Origin of the sequence: Flavobacterium sp. ov086 (genome assembly GCF_900187965.1) — a bacterium.
GTDB lineage: Bacteria > Bacteroidota > Bacteroidia > Flavobacteriales > Flavobacteriaceae > Flavobacterium.
In genome coordinates this window covers 66,143-81,264 of record NZ_FZNL01000008.1, presented here as the reverse complement: position 1 = coordinate 81,264, position 15,122 = coordinate 66,143, and the positions used below count along the sequence as shown (strand labels likewise).

Annotated in this window: 13 protein-coding genes; all 13 read left to right on the top strand. The window is 31.0% G+C overall.

Features of this window, described 5'->3' with window-relative positions; genetic code table 11:
- Positions 1-5 precede the first annotated feature (5 nt).
- The 13 genes from CHB81_RS10775 to CHB81_RS10715 all read left to right on the top strand — a co-directional run bounded on the left by CHB81_RS10775 (position 6) and on the right by CHB81_RS10715 (position 15,107).
- Positions 6-989: an SDR family oxidoreductase gene (locus tag CHB81_RS10775; RefSeq protein ID WP_089351909.1), complete on the top strand. Its 984-nt coding sequence runs from the start codon at positions 6-8 to the stop codon at positions 987-989.
- 29 nt (positions 990-1,018) lie between these two features.
- The gene (locus tag CHB81_RS10770; protein ID WP_089351908.1) at positions 1,019-2,410 is read left to right on the top strand and encodes a UDP-glucose 6-dehydrogenase; all 1,392 of its coding nucleotides are present in this window, start codon (positions 1,019-1,021) and stop codon (positions 2,408-2,410) included.
- Between the two features lie 87 nt (positions 2,411-2,497).
- Positions 2,498-2,962 (top strand): UpxY family transcription antiterminator, encoded by a 465-nt coding sequence (locus CHB81_RS10765; protein ID WP_089351907.1) that lies wholly within the window; start codon positions 2,498-2,500, stop codon positions 2,960-2,962.
- Positions 2,963-3,260: 298 nt separating this feature from the next.
- Positions 3,261-4,544: a nucleotide sugar dehydrogenase gene (locus CHB81_RS10760; protein ID WP_176427518.1), complete on the top strand. Its 1,284-nt coding sequence runs from the start codon at positions 3,261-3,263 to the stop codon at positions 4,542-4,544.
- A 33-nt stretch (positions 4,545-4,577) separates the two neighbouring features.
- Positions 4,578-5,585, top strand: coding sequence for a mannose-1-phosphate guanylyltransferase (locus CHB81_RS10755; RefSeq protein WP_089351906.1), 1,008 nt, complete (start codon positions 4,578-4,580; stop codon positions 5,583-5,585).
- 7 nt (positions 5,586-5,592) lie between these two features.
- Positions 5,593-6,639, top strand: coding sequence for a dTDP-glucose 4,6-dehydratase (rfbB, locus tag CHB81_RS10750; RefSeq protein ID WP_089352011.1), 1,047 nt, complete (start codon positions 5,593-5,595; stop codon positions 6,637-6,639).
- 51 nt (positions 6,640-6,690) lie between these two features.
- Positions 6,691-9,126: an SLBB domain-containing protein gene (locus tag CHB81_RS10745; RefSeq protein ID WP_089351905.1), complete on the top strand. Its 2,436-nt coding sequence runs from the start codon at positions 6,691-6,693 to the stop codon at positions 9,124-9,126.
- 9 nt (positions 9,127-9,135) lie between these two features.
- Positions 9,136-10,200 carry a Wzz/FepE/Etk N-terminal domain-containing protein gene (locus tag CHB81_RS10740; RefSeq protein ID WP_089351904.1) on the top strand — a complete coding sequence of 355 codons (1,065 nt, stop codon included), beginning with the start codon at positions 9,136-9,138 and terminating at the stop codon, positions 10,198-10,200.
- Between the two features lie 49 nt (positions 10,201-10,249).
- Positions 10,250-11,017, top strand: a complete 768-nt coding sequence (locus CHB81_RS10735) for a hypothetical protein (RefSeq protein ID WP_089351903.1) — start codon at positions 10,250-10,252, stop codon at positions 11,015-11,017.
- Positions 11,014-12,048 carry an N-acetylneuraminate synthase family protein gene (locus CHB81_RS10730; protein ID WP_089351902.1) on the top strand — a complete coding sequence of 345 codons (1,035 nt, stop codon included), beginning with the start codon at positions 11,014-11,016 and terminating at the stop codon, positions 12,046-12,048. Before CHB81_RS10735 ends, CHB81_RS10730 begins: the two co-directional genes overlap by 4 nt.
- Before the next feature lie 4 nt (positions 12,049-12,052).
- Complete coding sequence (locus CHB81_RS10725) at positions 12,053-12,574, top strand: HAD family hydrolase (protein ID WP_089351901.1); 522 nt, start codon at positions 12,053-12,055, stop codon at positions 12,572-12,574.
- A 138-nt stretch (positions 12,575-12,712) separates the two neighbouring features.
- Positions 12,713-13,672 carry a hypothetical protein gene (locus CHB81_RS10720; protein ID WP_132022377.1) on the top strand — a complete coding sequence of 320 codons (960 nt, stop codon included), beginning with the start codon at positions 12,713-12,715 and terminating at the stop codon, positions 13,670-13,672.
- Positions 13,673-13,733: 61 nt separating this feature from the next.
- Positions 13,734-15,107 carry a hypothetical protein gene (locus CHB81_RS10715; RefSeq protein ID WP_089351899.1) on the top strand — a complete coding sequence of 458 codons (1,374 nt, stop codon included), beginning with the start codon at positions 13,734-13,736 and terminating at the stop codon, positions 15,105-15,107.
- Positions 15,108-15,122: the final 15 nt, after the last annotated feature.

Below are 15,122 nucleotides of genomic sequence, written 5' to 3'. Positions count from 1 at the left end.
ATTAAATGAAAGTATCAACACAATATAGAATTTTAATTACTGGTGGAGCTGGTTTTATTGGGTCAAATTTATGTGAGTACTTCTTAGGATTAGGTCATGAAGTAATTTGTCTAGATAATTTTTCGACAGGACATCGTTATAATTTGAAAGATTTTATCGAGAATCCTAATTTTAAATTAATTGAAGGCGATATTCGAAATATTGATGATTGTGCTTTAGCTGTTGAAGGAGTTGATTATGTTTTACACCAAGCCGCTTTAGGTTCAGTTCCAAGATCTATAAATGATCCAATTACAACAAACGATGTAAATGTATCGGGGTTTTTAAATATGTTAGTTGCTTCCCGTGATGCTAAAATAAAGCGTTTTGTATATGCAGCAAGTTCTTCAACTTATGGAGATTCTCAAGGATTACCAAAAGTAGAAGATGTTATTGGAAAACCATTGTCACCATATGCGATTACAAAATATGTAAATGAATTATATGCTGAAATTTTTAGCCGAACTTATGGACTAGAAACTATCGGTTTGCGATATTTTAATGTTTTTGGGAGAAAACAAGATCCTAATGGAGCTTATGCTGCAGTGATTCCTAAATTTGTAATGCAATTAATGAAGCACGAAAGCCCTGTAATTAATGGTGACGGAAATTATTCTCGTGATTTTACCTATATAGATAATGTAATTCAAATGAATGAGTTGGCTATAACAAGTCAAAACCCGAATGCAATTAATACAGTTTATAATACTGCTTTTGGTGATCGAAATACATTAAATGATTTGGTAGCATATTTAAAAAAGTATTTAACAGAGTTTGATTCTGAAATTGCTGCTGTCAAAATTGTTTATGGAGAAAATAGAGTGGGAGATATTCCGCATTCACTAGCAAGTATAGATAAAGCCAAAACGGTATTAGGGTATAATCCAAAATATTCATTGCAAGATGGATTGAAAGAAGCAGTGAGTTGGTATTGGAACAATTTGAAATAAAACTAAGGATTAAGATAATAGTAAATTAAATGAAAATTACAAAAATTTGTTGCATTGGTGCAGGTTATGTTGGAGGACCAACAATGGCAGTAATTGCTCAAAAATGCCCAAATATTCAAGTGACTGTTGTCGATTTGAACGAACAAAGAATAAAAGACTGGAATGATCCTGATACTAATAATATTCCAATTTATGAACCAGGACTTTCAGAAATAGTAGCTGAAGCCAGGGGACGAAACCTTTTCTTTTCGACAGAAGTTGAAAAAGCAATTGATGAAGCTCAGGTGATTTTTATTTCAGTTAATACCCCAACTAAAACTTACGGTAAAGGAAAAGGTATGGCTGCAGACTTAAAATACATCGAGCTTTGTGCCAGACAAATTGCAAAGGTAGCTAAGGAGAATAAAATTGTTGTTGAGAAATCAACACTTCCGGTAAGAACTGCCGAGGCAATAAAAAGCATTTTAGATAATACAGGAAACGGTGTTCAGTTCCAGATTTTGTCAAATCCTGAATTTTTGGCAGAAGGAACTGCTGTCACAGATTTATTAAATCCTGATAGAATTTTAATTGGCGGAGATTCTACACCAGAAGGTGAAGAGGCAATTAATGCGTTGGTTGATGTTTATGCAAATTGGGTAAGCAGAGATAAAATTTTGACGACAAATGTTTGGTCTTCAGAATTGTCTAAACTTACTGCTAATGCGTTTTTAGCACAACGTATTTCGTCTATAAATGCAATGTCAGAATTATGTGAAAAAACAGGTGCTGATGTAAGTGAAGTTGCTAAAGCAATTGGAATGGATAGCCGAATTGGATCTAAATTTCTAAAAGCTTCAGTTGGTTTTGGAGGTTCTTGTTTCCAAAAAGATATCCTGAATTTAGTTTATATCGCAAAATCATACGGATTAACTGAAGTAGCTGATTATTGGGAACAGGTTATTATTATGAATGATTATCAGAAAAGAAGATTTTCAAATAAAATCGTTCAAACATTATACAATACAGTGGCCGATAAGAAAATAACATTTTTAGGTTGGGCTTTCAAGAAAGATACTAATGATACTCGCGAATCGGCTGCAATATATGTAGCGGATGATTTGATTAATGAACAGGCAACTATTGCTGTTTTTGATCCGAAAGTTTCAAGAGATAAAATGTTAAATGATTTGAATTATTTGCAAACAAGATCTGTTGAGGATAATAATTCTAAAGTTGTAGCGTTTAATGATGCTTATGATGCCTGTAAAGGAGCTCATGCAGTTGCAATTCTAACAGAATGGGATGAGTTTACAGCTTATGATTGGCAAGAAATTTATGATTCAATGCATAAACCGGCATTTCTTTTTGATGGAAGAAATATATTGAATTCAAAAGAAATGGAATCAATTGGTTTTATATATAAAGGGATAGGTTCTTAAAAGGAAGTTTTGTTGAAATAAGATTTGATCTGAAAGGATTATGAACGAGATAGATTTAAAAGTTTTATTTCAATTTAAAGAGAAAAGATGAATTGGTATGTAGTTTATACGAAACCTAGGTGGGAGAAGAAAGTTGCCGATAAACTGAATCAAATAGGTATTGAGTGTTATTGTCCATTAATAACCCAGGTAAAACAATGGTCAGATCGCAAAAAGAAAATTGAAGTGCCTCTTTTTAATTCATATGTATTCGTTCAATTGGCAGACACTGATCGTAATTCTGTTTTTCAAGTAGCAGGTGTAGTACGTTATTTATTTTGGCTGGGTAAACCAGCGATTGTTCGGGATGAAGAAATTAATAGTATAAAAGCAAGTCTTGAAGTTCCCAATATAATTGATATATCGGTAACTTCAATTCAGGTTGGGGATCGTATAAAAATAGAAGCAGGAGCTTTTAGTAATCAGGACGCTATAGTTCAGGAAGTATCAAATACTCATTATATATTGGTTTTGGAATCTTTAGGCTGTGTGCTTAAAATAAAATATAAATAAAGTAGTTATAGCTTAACTCTTTCTAATCATAAACAGAAGACGAAATTCTTTAATTTGAGAATTTATTTTCTGTTTTTTTTATAATGTATTTTTTTACAGACTGATTGATAGAAGTTTGGTGAAGTTAGTTTTTTTAATTGGTCCTTTTTAGCAGTATTACTAGAAACCGTATTGAATAAATTGACTTAATGTGTTATATTTGCCGAAAATGTTTTTTAGGCATCTGAGTCAAATTTTGTGATTCAGAAGGGCGAAGCCGTGAATTAAATTGACTGAATCGAGTAAAAAAGAATATAAATTGGATAGAAATATTAAAATAGCAGTTATTGGTTTAGGTTATGTTGGCTTGCCTTTAGCCAGGCTATTTGCGACTAAGTATCCCGTTGTTGGATTTGATATAAATCAGTCACGAGTAGCATCTTTAAAATCCGGTACAGATACAACACTAGAGGTCGATGACGAAACTTTACAAAAAGTTTTAGTCGATAACCCTAATACAGAAATCGGATTATATTGCACAACTTCTTTGAATGATATTGCTGATTGTACTTATTTTATAATTACAGTTCCAACTCCCGTAGATAAAAATAATCGTCCAGATCTCAGTCCACTTTATAAGTCAAGTGAGACAGTTGGTGCAATTTTGAAAAAAGGGGATATAGTAATTTACGAATCTACTGTATATCCAGGAGTAACAGAAGAGCAATGCGTTCCTGTTTTAGAGAGAGTTTCAGGACTGAAATTTAATGAAGACTTCTTTGCAGGTTACTCACCTGAAAGAATAAATCCGGGAGATAAAGAGCACACGGTCGAAAAAATTCTGAAAGTAACTTCAGGATCAACACCAGAAATTGGATTAAAAGTAGATAGCTTATATAAATCTGTAATTACCGCAGGAACACATTTAGCACCAACAATAAAAGTTGCTGAAGCGGCTAAAGTGATTGAAAATTCACAACGAGATATCAATATTGCTTTTGTTAATGAGTTAGCTAAAATATTCAATTTAATGAATATTGATACTCAGGAAGTATTAACGGCAGCAGCTACAAAATGGAATTTTTTACCCTTTAAACCTGGTTTGGTTGGTGGACATTGCATTGGAGTAGATCCTTATTACTTAGCACAACGTGCACAAGAATTTGGATACCATCCTGAAATAATTTTAGCAGGTCGACGTTTAAATGACAGTATGGGAGAATATGTGGCTTCTCAAGTAGTTAAACTGATGATTAAAAAAGGGATTTCAGTTAATGGAGCTAATCTTTTGATGCTGGGAATTACCTTCAAAGAAAATTGCCCTGACGTAAGAAATACAAAAATTGTTGATGTTATAAGATCACTAAAAGAATACGGGATAGCTGTTACACTATACGATCCTTTGGCTAATATTGATGAAGTTAAAAAAGAATACAAATTAGAAACTATAAATTCTGTCCCAAAAGAAAAGTTTGATGCGATTGTGCTAGGAGTAGCTCATAATGAATTTTTAAGCTTGGATTTTTCAGAATTACAGAAGGAAAATAGTTTATTATATGATGTAAAAGGAGTTTTAGGTGCTATAGCTGATAATAGACTGTAGTAAATAAAGACTCTTTTTTTTATTTAGAAAAAAATGGAAGCAAATAATTCAATCATACACGTAATCTTGACAGGTGGAGTAGGCAGTCGATTGTGGCCACTTTCGCGTAGAAGTCAGCCTAAACAATATTTGGAAATGTTTGACGGCAAATCCTTGTTCGAAATGACAGTTGATCGTAATAGCCATTTGGCTGATAAAGTCATGGTTGTTGGGAATGTTGATAATCATAATCTTAGTGGGAGAGTAATGGATAAGTCTAAAACGACTTACACCAATATTGTAGAAGCTACTCCACGAAATACTGCTGCTGCAATTGCTTTTGCCGCATTTGCCTCTAATCCGGAAGATATCTTAATTGTAACTCCTTCGGATCACATCATTGAAAAAATGGAGGATTACAATATAGCCATAAATGAAGCTATTTTAAAAGCCAAAGAGGGTTTTATTGTAACTTTTGGTATTATTCCAACTAAACCGGAAACGGGATATGGTTATATAGAGTCAAAAGGAGATAAAGTTGTATCATTTCGTGAAAAACCAAATGAAACTACAGCTAAAAATTTCATTGCAAGAGGTAATTTTTTATGGAATAGCGGAATGTTTTGTTTTAAAGCAGGAGTTCTTCTTGATGAATTAAAACAATTTGAACCGGATGTATATGAAAAATCTAAATCAGTGTGGGAGGCAAGTAAAGAAGGGTTTCTTAATTTAGAATTATCATTAGAAATTCCATCAATTAGTGTTGATTATGCTGTTATGGAACGTAGTAAAAAAATAAAAGTAGTTCCAGCTGCATTTTCTTGGTCGGATTTAGGTTCGTTTGAGTCCGTTTATGATTATTTGGTATCAAAAGGACACTCCATTGACAATAATGGGAATATGGTTATTGGTACTGAAAAATATACTGCGTTTCTAGGATTAAAAAACACTATTTTTATTTATACAGATACTGCAAATTTAATTTTGCAAAAAGAAAATTCACAAGATGTAAAAGATTTATATGGTGAATTAGAAAGACAAAACTCAGAATTATTAAATTAGTATGAAAATGAAAAAAATTCTTATAACAGGAGGTGCAGGTTTTATTGGTTCACATGTCGTAAGACGATTTGTAAATAAGTATCCGGAATATCAAATCTATAATTTAGATGCGTTAACATATGCAGGAAATCTTGAAAACATTAAAGATATTGAGAATCAAGCTAACTATACATTTGTAAAAGGTGATATCGTAGATGAAACTTTTATAAATGATTTTTTTTTGCTTCACAATTTTGATGGAGTTTTACATTTAGCTGCAGAATCTCATGTTGATCGTTCTATTGAAGATCCATTATCATTTGTTAAGACAAATGTTATCGGAACAATGAATTTATTGAACGCAGCTAAAAATCAATGGAAAGATAATTTTGAAGGTAAGCGTTTTTATCATATAAGTACCGATGAAGTGTATGGTTCGTTAGGTGCAGAAGGGCTTTTTACAGAAACGACATCTTACGATCCGAATTCTCCATATTCTGCTTCAAAAGCGAGCTCTGATCATTTTGTAAGGGCTTATGGTGAAACTTATGGTTTGCCTTATGTTTTGACAAATTGTTCTAATAACTATGGTTCTTATCATTTTCCTGAAAAATTAATTCCACTTTTTATTAATAATATTATTAATAATAAACCATTGCCTGTTTATGGAGATGGTAATTATACTCGTGATTGGTTATTTGTCGAGGACCACGCAATTGCAATTGATTTAGTTTTTCATGAGGGAAAAAATCATGAAACTTATAACATTGGAGGTTTCAATGAATGGAAAAACATTGATTTAGTAAAATTACTATGTAATATTATGGATCAAAAACTGGGAAGAACAGAAGGTAAATCCCAAGAGTTGATTACTTATGTGAAAGATCGACCAGGGCATGATTTACGATATGCAATTGACGCGTCAAAAATTAATAGAGAGTTAGGATGGAAACCATCAGTAACTTTTGAAGAGGGTTTAGAAAAAACTATTAATTGGTATCTTAATAACGAAGAATGGCTACAAAATGTGACATCAGGTATTTATAAAGAATATTATCAAAAACAATATTCATAAAATATCTAAATGTCTGTTTTAAGTCTTTTTTAGGTTAAAATTATAATTCATATGAAAAATATAACTTACGTTCTTATACTGTTTTTTGGTCTATTAACGTCTTTAACTGTTAATGCCCAAGGCATACTTCAATCTAAAGATCTAAGTACTATTAAAGTCGATTATTTGTCTCAAGATGATCTTGTTAATATTGCAGCACAATTAAATAGTAATAATATGACTATTGATGAAGCTGAGCCAATAGCACTTTCTAAAGGAATGAGTCAGGAAGAGTTTGATAAACTTAAGTTTAAGTTGAAAGATCTGGTGAGTACATCTGGAAAAAATAATAATCTTAATCAGACAAAAAATACTAAAACAGAATTTGGGAGAAATCAAGAAAAAATCACCAATAATAAAGTTAAAGATTCCGTTAATGTTTTGATTTTTGGTTCCGAATTATTTGATAACCCCACCTTAAATTTCGAACCAGATCTAAAGTTAGCAACTCCTGTTAATTACATTCTGGGGCCAGGTGATGAATTGCAAGTTAGTGTGTATGGAGTTCAGGAGTACAACGCAAGTATTCCGGTAAGTGTCGAAGGAAAAATAACAATTCAATATGTTGGACAAATCGCAGTTTCGGGAATTACCGTTGAAGCTGCCACTCAAAAGATTAGAACAGCAATTGCTAAAGTTTACAGTACAGTTAGATCCGGACAATCTCAAGTAAGTGTAAGTTTGAGCGGTATACGCACAATAAAAGTTACGGTTGTTGGAGGTAAACAACCAGGCAATTATTCTATTTCATCTTTAGCTACCGTTTACAATGCTTTACATTTGGCGGGAGGCCCTGGTAAAAATGGCAGTTATAGAAATATTGAATTAATTAGAAATAATAAAGTTTATAAAAATATTGATATTTATCGTTTTTTAGTAAAAGGAGATCAATCTGATAATGTTAGTTTAAAAGAAAATGATGTTATTAGAATTCCGGCTTATAGTCAACGAGTAACTCTGAATGGAGAAGTAAAACGTCCCGGGATTTTTGAAATGAAAAAAGGGGAGAGTTTTACTGATTTGCTAAATTTTGCATCAGGATTTAATGAATTTGCTTACACAGCTTCTGTAGGTGTAATGCAAAAAACTGGAAAAGAATTTAAAGTTCATGATATAAATGAAAGCGAGTATAATTCTTATTTGCCACAATCCGGAGATGTTTTTAGAGTGACTAAAATTTTAAATAGATTCGAAAATCGTATTAAAATCGAGGGAGCTGTTTTTAGACCAGACTATTATTCTTATAGTGAGGGGATGAGAATTTCAGATCTTATTACTAGAGCCGAAGGACTTAAAGAGGATGCTTATACAAAAAGGGCAAGAATAATTCGCCTAAAATCTGATTTAACAACAGAAATTGTAAATGTAAATTTAAGTGAAGCTTTGTCAGGAAATTTAAATGCCGATGTGGAGTTAAAAAGGGAGGATATTATTACTATTTATTCTATCTTAGATTTTAGAGAAGAATACAAGGTAACAATTGATGGCGAAGTAAAAAAACCAGGAGTTTATGACTATTTCGAAAATCTTACTTTGAATGATTTAATTGTTCAGGTTGGAGGGTTAACAGGTTCAGCTTCTAAAAGAGTTGAAATTGCCAGAATGATAAAATCTGATGTAATAGATGATAATGATCCCAAACGTATAGAATTGCTTGAATTTGAAATTACAGCTGAAAACAATGAACAAATTAAAAATTTTATTTTAAAACCTTTCGATGTAATTAATATTCGAAGAATTGCTGTTTATGAAAAGCCAGAAATGGTTGCAGTCAGTGGAGCTGTTGCTTATCCTGGTAAATATGTTTTAGCAAATAAAAAAGAAACTGTTTATAACATTGTAATGCGCGCAGGTGGAGTAACATCAATTGCTAATATTGATGGGGTGAAAATTAAAAGACCAATTAAGCAAGATCAAATTGATCAGATTGAAAGCGTAGATTTAAATTTAACTAAATCTAAAAATGACTCAATTGGTTCAAACGACAAATTAGCAAAAAAGCTAAAAGAAGATTTAAAATTTGCAACTATACCTGTTAATTGGGAAAAAATTGTTAAAGATAAAAATCATTATTCGAATGTTACTTTGTTTCCTGGAGATGAAATTATTGTTGCAACTTTTAATGAAGGTGTAAAAGTAACGGGTAATGTTTTGCTTACATCAGAGATACCTTATAGAAGCGGAAAGGGATTCAAGTATTATATAAACTCCGTTGGAGGTGTAGATAATAAAGGATGGAAGAAAAAAGCATATATTATTTATCCAAATGGTAAAGCTTCAGTGACAGGTTCTTTTTTATTTTTTAGATCTTATCCTACAGTTGAGCCAGGTTCTCAGATTGTTGTTCCGGAAAAGCCTGAAACTAAAAAAATGAGTACAGGAGAATGGGTAAGTATAGGAAGTGTATTGACAAGTTTAGCATTATTGATCGTAACTGCATTTAGATAAATTATTTTGATGGAAAGTACACCTATTGTAAATGAAGAAATTTCGTTAAAAGATTTGTTAGTAATGACCAAAAAATGGTGCATTTACTTGCTTTCGAGATGGAGAATAATTGTTTTGGCGGGTATTATTGGTTCAGTTTTAGGGCTAACATACTCGTTTATTAAAAAACCAGTTTATACTGCAACTTTATCTTTCGCTTTAGAAGATGATCAATCAGGAGGAGGTCTAGGTGGAGCTTTAGGTTTGGTGGGGTCATTAGGTCTGGATTTAGGCGGTAATGCAGGAGGAATTTTTACAGGCTCTAATTTGACAGAACTTTTTAAGTCAAGATCTATGGTTGAGCAAACGTTGCTAACACCTGTGATAGTAAATGGAAAAGAAATTTCGTTGGCCGAAATGTTTATTCAAAATAATGAATGGAGAAAACGATGGGATGAAAGTCCTAAACTTAAAAACATTCAGTTTTTGCCAAATAAGCAACGTCAAGGTTTTACCAGAGTTCATGATAGTATCTTAGGATCTATTTATGAAAAACTATCCAAAGGTGGGTTAGAAGTAGGTCAAAAGGACAAGAAAGTTGCTATCACAACGGTAGAGGTGTCTTCTACAAATGAATTATTTGCAAAATATTTTTGTGAAGCACTTGCTAAACAAGTAGGTAAATTTTATGTGGACACTAAAAGTAAAAAAGCCCGAATGAATATGGATATATTGGAGCGTCAGACAGATTCTATTAGAGGAGAGCTTAATGGTGCTATTACTGGTGTAGCTGTAGCGAATGACAATACTTTTAATCTAAATCCTGCATTAAACATAAGAAGAGCCCCATCAGCACGAAGACAAGTAGATGTCCAAGCAAATACTGCCATATTAACAGAGCTTGTAAAGCAGACTGAAATGGCAAAGGTCACTTTAAGAAGAGAAACACCATTAATACAAGTTGTGGATCGACCTATTTTACCATTATTTAAAGAACGTTTTGGAAAAATAAAAGGCATAATTCTTGGAGGATTTCTTGCGGGATTTTTGACGGTTTTGTTTTTAATTTTCAAAAAGATTTTGAATAATCTTTAGATTTATTAGGCCTATTGTTTTAGAATGATTTAAGTTTAAATGATTAAAAATGATTAAAAAAAATGAGATTTCGATAGGGATAGTCATACAAGCAAGAACTGGCTCTAGTAGACTTCCAAATAAAATTCTAATGGACTTTTGTGATGGTAAATCGATATTAGACATATCAATTGAAAAGTTAAAATTAAAATTTTGTAACTATCAAATTATTCTAGCCAGCTCAATCAATAGTAAAGATAATGTTTTATCTGAGATCGCCTTAAAACATGGGATTGCTTTCTATCAAGGAAGTGAAGAAAATGTATTGAGTCGATTTATTGATGTTGGTGTAAATGAAAAGTTTACTCATTTGTTGCGTATTTGTTCTGATAATCCTTTTTTAAATATGAATTCAATTAGCTCATTAATAGGAGAGCTAGATGATACAAACTGGGATTATATAAGTTACTGTAATTATTTGGGAATTCCTGTTATCAAAACCCATATTGGATTATTTGCAGAAATAGTATCTGTGCGTGCTTTGCTAAAAGCTGCTGATCTTCAGAATGACTCAATTTACCAAGAGCATGTAACAAATTTTATATATATGAATCCCCAAATTTTCAATATAAAATTATTAAAAAGCCCCTCTGAAGTTTATTCTAGAGAAGATATAAGATTAACATTAGATGATAAAGAAGATTTTGATAATTTAGCATCACTTTTTAAGAGCACATTAGGAAATCAGGATAACATTAGTTTTTTAGTTGATTTTATAGATTCTAACGAAGAGTATAAAGTTAAAATGATTAATAACATAAAAAAATATTCAAAATGACATATATTATTGGAGAAATTGGTCAAAACCATAATGGATCAGTTGACATCGCAAAATTAATTATTGATGTAGTATCAAGACCAGTTGTAGACAAACTTTTTGGTAAAAAACTAAAAGGTATGGACGCTGTTAAACTTACTAAACGTGATTTGACACAAGAACTTTCAGCTTCTCAGATGGCTAAATCATATGATACGCCACATTCGTTTGGAAAAACTTATGGAGAGCATAGGGAGTTTTTAGAATTAGATGATCAAGAACACCTGGAAATTTACAATTATGCAAAAAGTTATGGATTAGATTTCGTAGAAACTCTCTGTGCAGTAGGTTGTTTAAGTTTACTCAAATTATTTACACCGGATAAGCTGAAAGTTGCTTCAAGAGATCTAACTAATTTACCACTTTTGAATGCAATGGCAGAAACAAAAATTCCGATAATTTTATCTACAGGAATGGGTGGAGCCAAAGAAATTGATAATGCATTAGATGTCATTACAAAGCATCATAGTAATATTGGTATTCTTCACTGTGTATCAGAGTATCCAACAAGATATGAAAATGTTAATTTGAATACTATAAAATATCTTCAAAAAAATTATTCAGATTTTGTTATCGGATATTCGGATCATACGATCGGAATTGCGACACCAATAGCGGCGGTTGCAATGGGATCTGAAATAATTGAAAAACATATTACATTAGACAGATTAATGAAAGGTACTGACCAGGCTGGATCTTTGGCTGTAGAAGGAATCGAAAGAATGGTTAGAGATATCAGAAATCTGGAACTTTCTATGGGTAAGGAAGAGATTTTTATAGCAGATTCTGTTCAATCAGCGAGAGTTAAATTGGAAAGATCAATAGCAAGCTTAAAAGATTTAAAAAGCGGTCATATTATTTCAGAAGGAGACTTACATTTATTAAGTCCAGGTGATGGTTTGAAGTGGGATGAAAGGGCAAAATTGATTGGACAAGTTATAAAACAGGATATTGCTGCCAATGAAATAATATATACAGATTTTATAAAATAAGATTATGATTCTCCCGAAACTTATTCTTACTGACATTGATGGTGTTTGGACCGATGGCGGTATGTATTATGATAATACTGGTAATGAATTCAAAAAATTCAATACTTCTGATAGTGCTGGAGTCCTCTTTTGTCGATTGCTTAATATATCAGTTGGAATTATTACGGGAGAAAAAAATAACATTGTACAAAATAGAGCCAATAAATTAGGTATAGATATTTTGTTCATGGGTATTAAAAATAAATTGCAAATTGTTGAAGAACTTTGTGTAAAACTTAATATATCAATTAAGGAGATTGCTTATATTGGTGACGATATTAATGATATACAAGTACTGAAAAAGGTAGGGATAAGTGGATGTCCTTCTGATGCTCCAAATTATGTCAAAAAACACTGTAATTTAATTTTAGATAAACAAGGCGGTGAAGGTGTTTTTAGAGAATTTGTAGAAAAAATAATTGGAGAAAATAACATTGAAATAGCATTAAATTCGTATTTCGATTCTTTGGAAGGCTTTAAACAATAAGGTTTTAAATTCTATTTTTGTCTAATAAAAGTAAAACACTATAGGCTAATGAAAAAAAAAATACTACTGATTTTATTTATAATTTCAGCAATTTCCTGTTCGTCACAAGATATTTCATCTGATAATAAAGGTGTTAAAGTGAATTCTTTAGTCCCGTATGATGATAATGCTTCTTATAATTTTACAGATTTAGTATATTTTAAAAAGAGATGGTTTTTAATCTTTAGAGAATCTGATAGTCATGCTTATGGGAAAGATGGAATTATTAACTTATACACACGGCTAGATAATGAGAATTGGACATTAGTTAAAACTTTTCAAGTAGATGGAATTGATTTAAGAGATCCAAAGTTTTCAGTAAATGGTAATCAGTTAATGGTATATATCCATGGTTCTAAATATAATAATGAAGAACTTTTAAGTTTTTCAGATTATAGATCTGTATATTTAGACGGGACCTATTTTGGAGAGTTAGAAAATGTTCATCTTGATAATTTAAAGAAAATTACTTCGAAAGTCACTGGAAACGAGGCCTGGCCTTGGAGAATTACATGGTATAAAGAGAGGGCATACTCATTTGGCTACACTTTTACAGCAGGAAGCTCAGTGTTTGATATGTATGAAAGTACAGATGGTTTAGACTTTAAGGGTACGAATTTAATAGAAAACACTTTTCCTTTTAGAGGGGAAACAACAATTCGTGTAGATGACAAAGGTCAGTTTTATGCAATTATAAGAAGTAGAGATTTAATTTTAGGAAAAATAGTAAACGAGGCTAATAAGAAGAGTTTTCAGATCATTAATAAGATTCCGGTCTTATCGTTAGGAGGCCCAAATTTTATTTTTTATAAAAACAAAATGCTAATTACAGGACGAGATTCTGAAGCTATGAAAGTGGTTCTTTATAGTTATGATTTGGACGATAATACCTATAAGAAATTGTTTGTATATCCTAGCGGAGGTGATTGTGGTTATGCAGGAATGGTAATAAAGGATGGAGAATTATGGGTTAGTTATTACTCCTCGCATGATAGGTATAAGGCAAAGCACTCAGATGTTTATATCCAAAATATTAAATTAAGTGCCCTTGGTCTGTAGAGTAAGATATTCAAAAGTAAAACTTAATAACTTTTTAAATTTGAGCCACAGAATATAATTTATGCAGGAAGAGGAACAAGAGTTTAATCAAAATGTTTTTTTTGAATTTGAAGAAAAATACAATTTATTTAGTAATGAATCAAAGGGTATATTTTATTGGGATTTAATACGTTTTGAATTGTTTTATCATTTGTTATGGAATCATAAATCAAATGTAAAAAATGAGCAGGCAGTAATTTCTAAGAAGCAAATATTTAAAGAAATTAAGTCTTTTATTACTTTTCTTTTTTCTAAAAAAGTTGATTTTTTATTTTTTACAGCTTCAAGAAATAAAATTTCAAATAGTAAGGCTTTTGATCAAAATTTAGCAGATATCTTAAACGCAGTTCCACGAAGAAGTTACTATGCCTTTGAAAGTTTTGAAAGAAGTAAAGAAAAATGGTTTTACGAAAACACCTTATTTAATCCCATATCTATCTTTAGAAGAATTGCAAAGATATTCTATAAAAAGAATGAAGATTATTCAGAGTTAATTTCTCTGATTAAAAAGGAATTTTCAAATTCATCCTTTACAAATGAGGATATTAATAGGGTGATTGTAGATTTTAAAATTGATTTTTTTTACTATTCAATAATTTTTAAAATTAAAAAACCTAAGGCAATTTTTATTACTCAAAATGGTATTCAAAAAGGACTTTTTCAGGCTGGTAAAAAAAGAAATATTCCAATTATTGAAATGCAACATGGGATTATTGATAGTGCACATTTAGCTTACAGCTATTCTAGATTGATTGATTATAAACAGAATCAGATTTATTTACCTACTTATTTTTTTTCATTTTCTGATTTTTGGATGAAAGGATTAAATTTTCCAATACAAAAAAATATTTCAATCGGAAATTCTTATTTTTTTAATAGTCAAGACAATAGCCAAGATCTCAAAGAAATAGAAAATAATGCAACTGGCTTGTTGGTTGCAAGTTCTGATGTGTTTGGTGAAAATTTGAAAAATTTGGCAATAGATTTTGCTTCTATTAATAAAGATATCCCAGTGTATTTTAAATTACATCCCAATCAGTTTTTCGAAAAACAATATTATATAGATCAATTTAAAAACTTTAAAAATATAAGCGTTTATTCAAATGAGAGTAGTGTTTATGAATTGCTGGAAATTTCAAAAGCAATATTAGTTATACAATCGACAGCTCTTTACGAAGCTTATCATTTGAAAAAAAATGCATTCATATATAAAAAACAAACCTATCAGCGACACGAACATGTTTTTGATTTGCCAAATATAAACCTTATAAATAATGCTGGTGAAATCTCAGAAGCGTTTGATAAAGAATTTATTGAGGATGAGAACACTGAAAATTTGTTCTTTAAAAATTTTGATTCCCATAAGTTTAATCAATTTGTAAATTCTTTGAGTTAATAAATTGAATGGCTT

What these genes read in the sequence shown, in the direction of transcription:
- CHB81_RS10735 (WP_089351903.1), top strand. Translation starts at nt 10,250, where the DNA reads ATGATTAAAAAAAATGAGATTTCGATAGGGATAGTCATACAAGCAAGA.
- CHB81_RS10715 (WP_089351899.1), top strand. Translation starts at nt 13,734, where the DNA reads ATGCAGGAAGAGGAACAAGAGTTTAATCAAAATGTTTTTTTTGAATTT.
- CHB81_RS10745 (WP_089351905.1), top strand. Translation starts at nt 6,691, where the DNA reads ATGAAAAATATAACTTACGTTCTTATACTGTTTTTTGGTCTATTAACG.
- CHB81_RS10725 (WP_089351901.1), top strand. Translation starts at nt 12,053, where the DNA reads ATGATTCTCCCGAAACTTATTCTTACTGACATTGATGGTGTTTGGACC.
- CHB81_RS10775 (WP_089351909.1), top strand. Translation starts at nt 6, where the DNA reads ATGAAAGTATCAACACAATATAGAATTTTAATTACTGGTGGAGCTGGT.
- CHB81_RS10730 (WP_089351902.1), top strand. Translation starts at nt 11,014, where the DNA reads ATGACATATATTATTGGAGAAATTGGTCAAAACCATAATGGATCAGTT.
- CHB81_RS10740 (WP_089351904.1), top strand. Translation starts at nt 9,136, where the DNA reads ATGGAAAGTACACCTATTGTAAATGAAGAAATTTCGTTAAAAGATTTG.
- CHB81_RS10770 (WP_089351908.1), top strand. Translation starts at nt 1,019, where the DNA reads ATGAAAATTACAAAAATTTGTTGCATTGGTGCAGGTTATGTTGGAGGA.
- CHB81_RS10765 (WP_089351907.1), top strand. Translation starts at nt 2,498, where the DNA reads ATGAATTGGTATGTAGTTTATACGAAACCTAGGTGGGAGAAGAAAGTT.
- CHB81_RS10755 (WP_089351906.1), top strand. Translation starts at nt 4,578, where the DNA reads ATGGAAGCAAATAATTCAATCATACACGTAATCTTGACAGGTGGAGTA.
- rfbB (WP_089352011.1), top strand. Translation starts at nt 5,593, where the DNA reads ATGAAAAAAATTCTTATAACAGGAGGTGCAGGTTTTATTGGTTCACAT.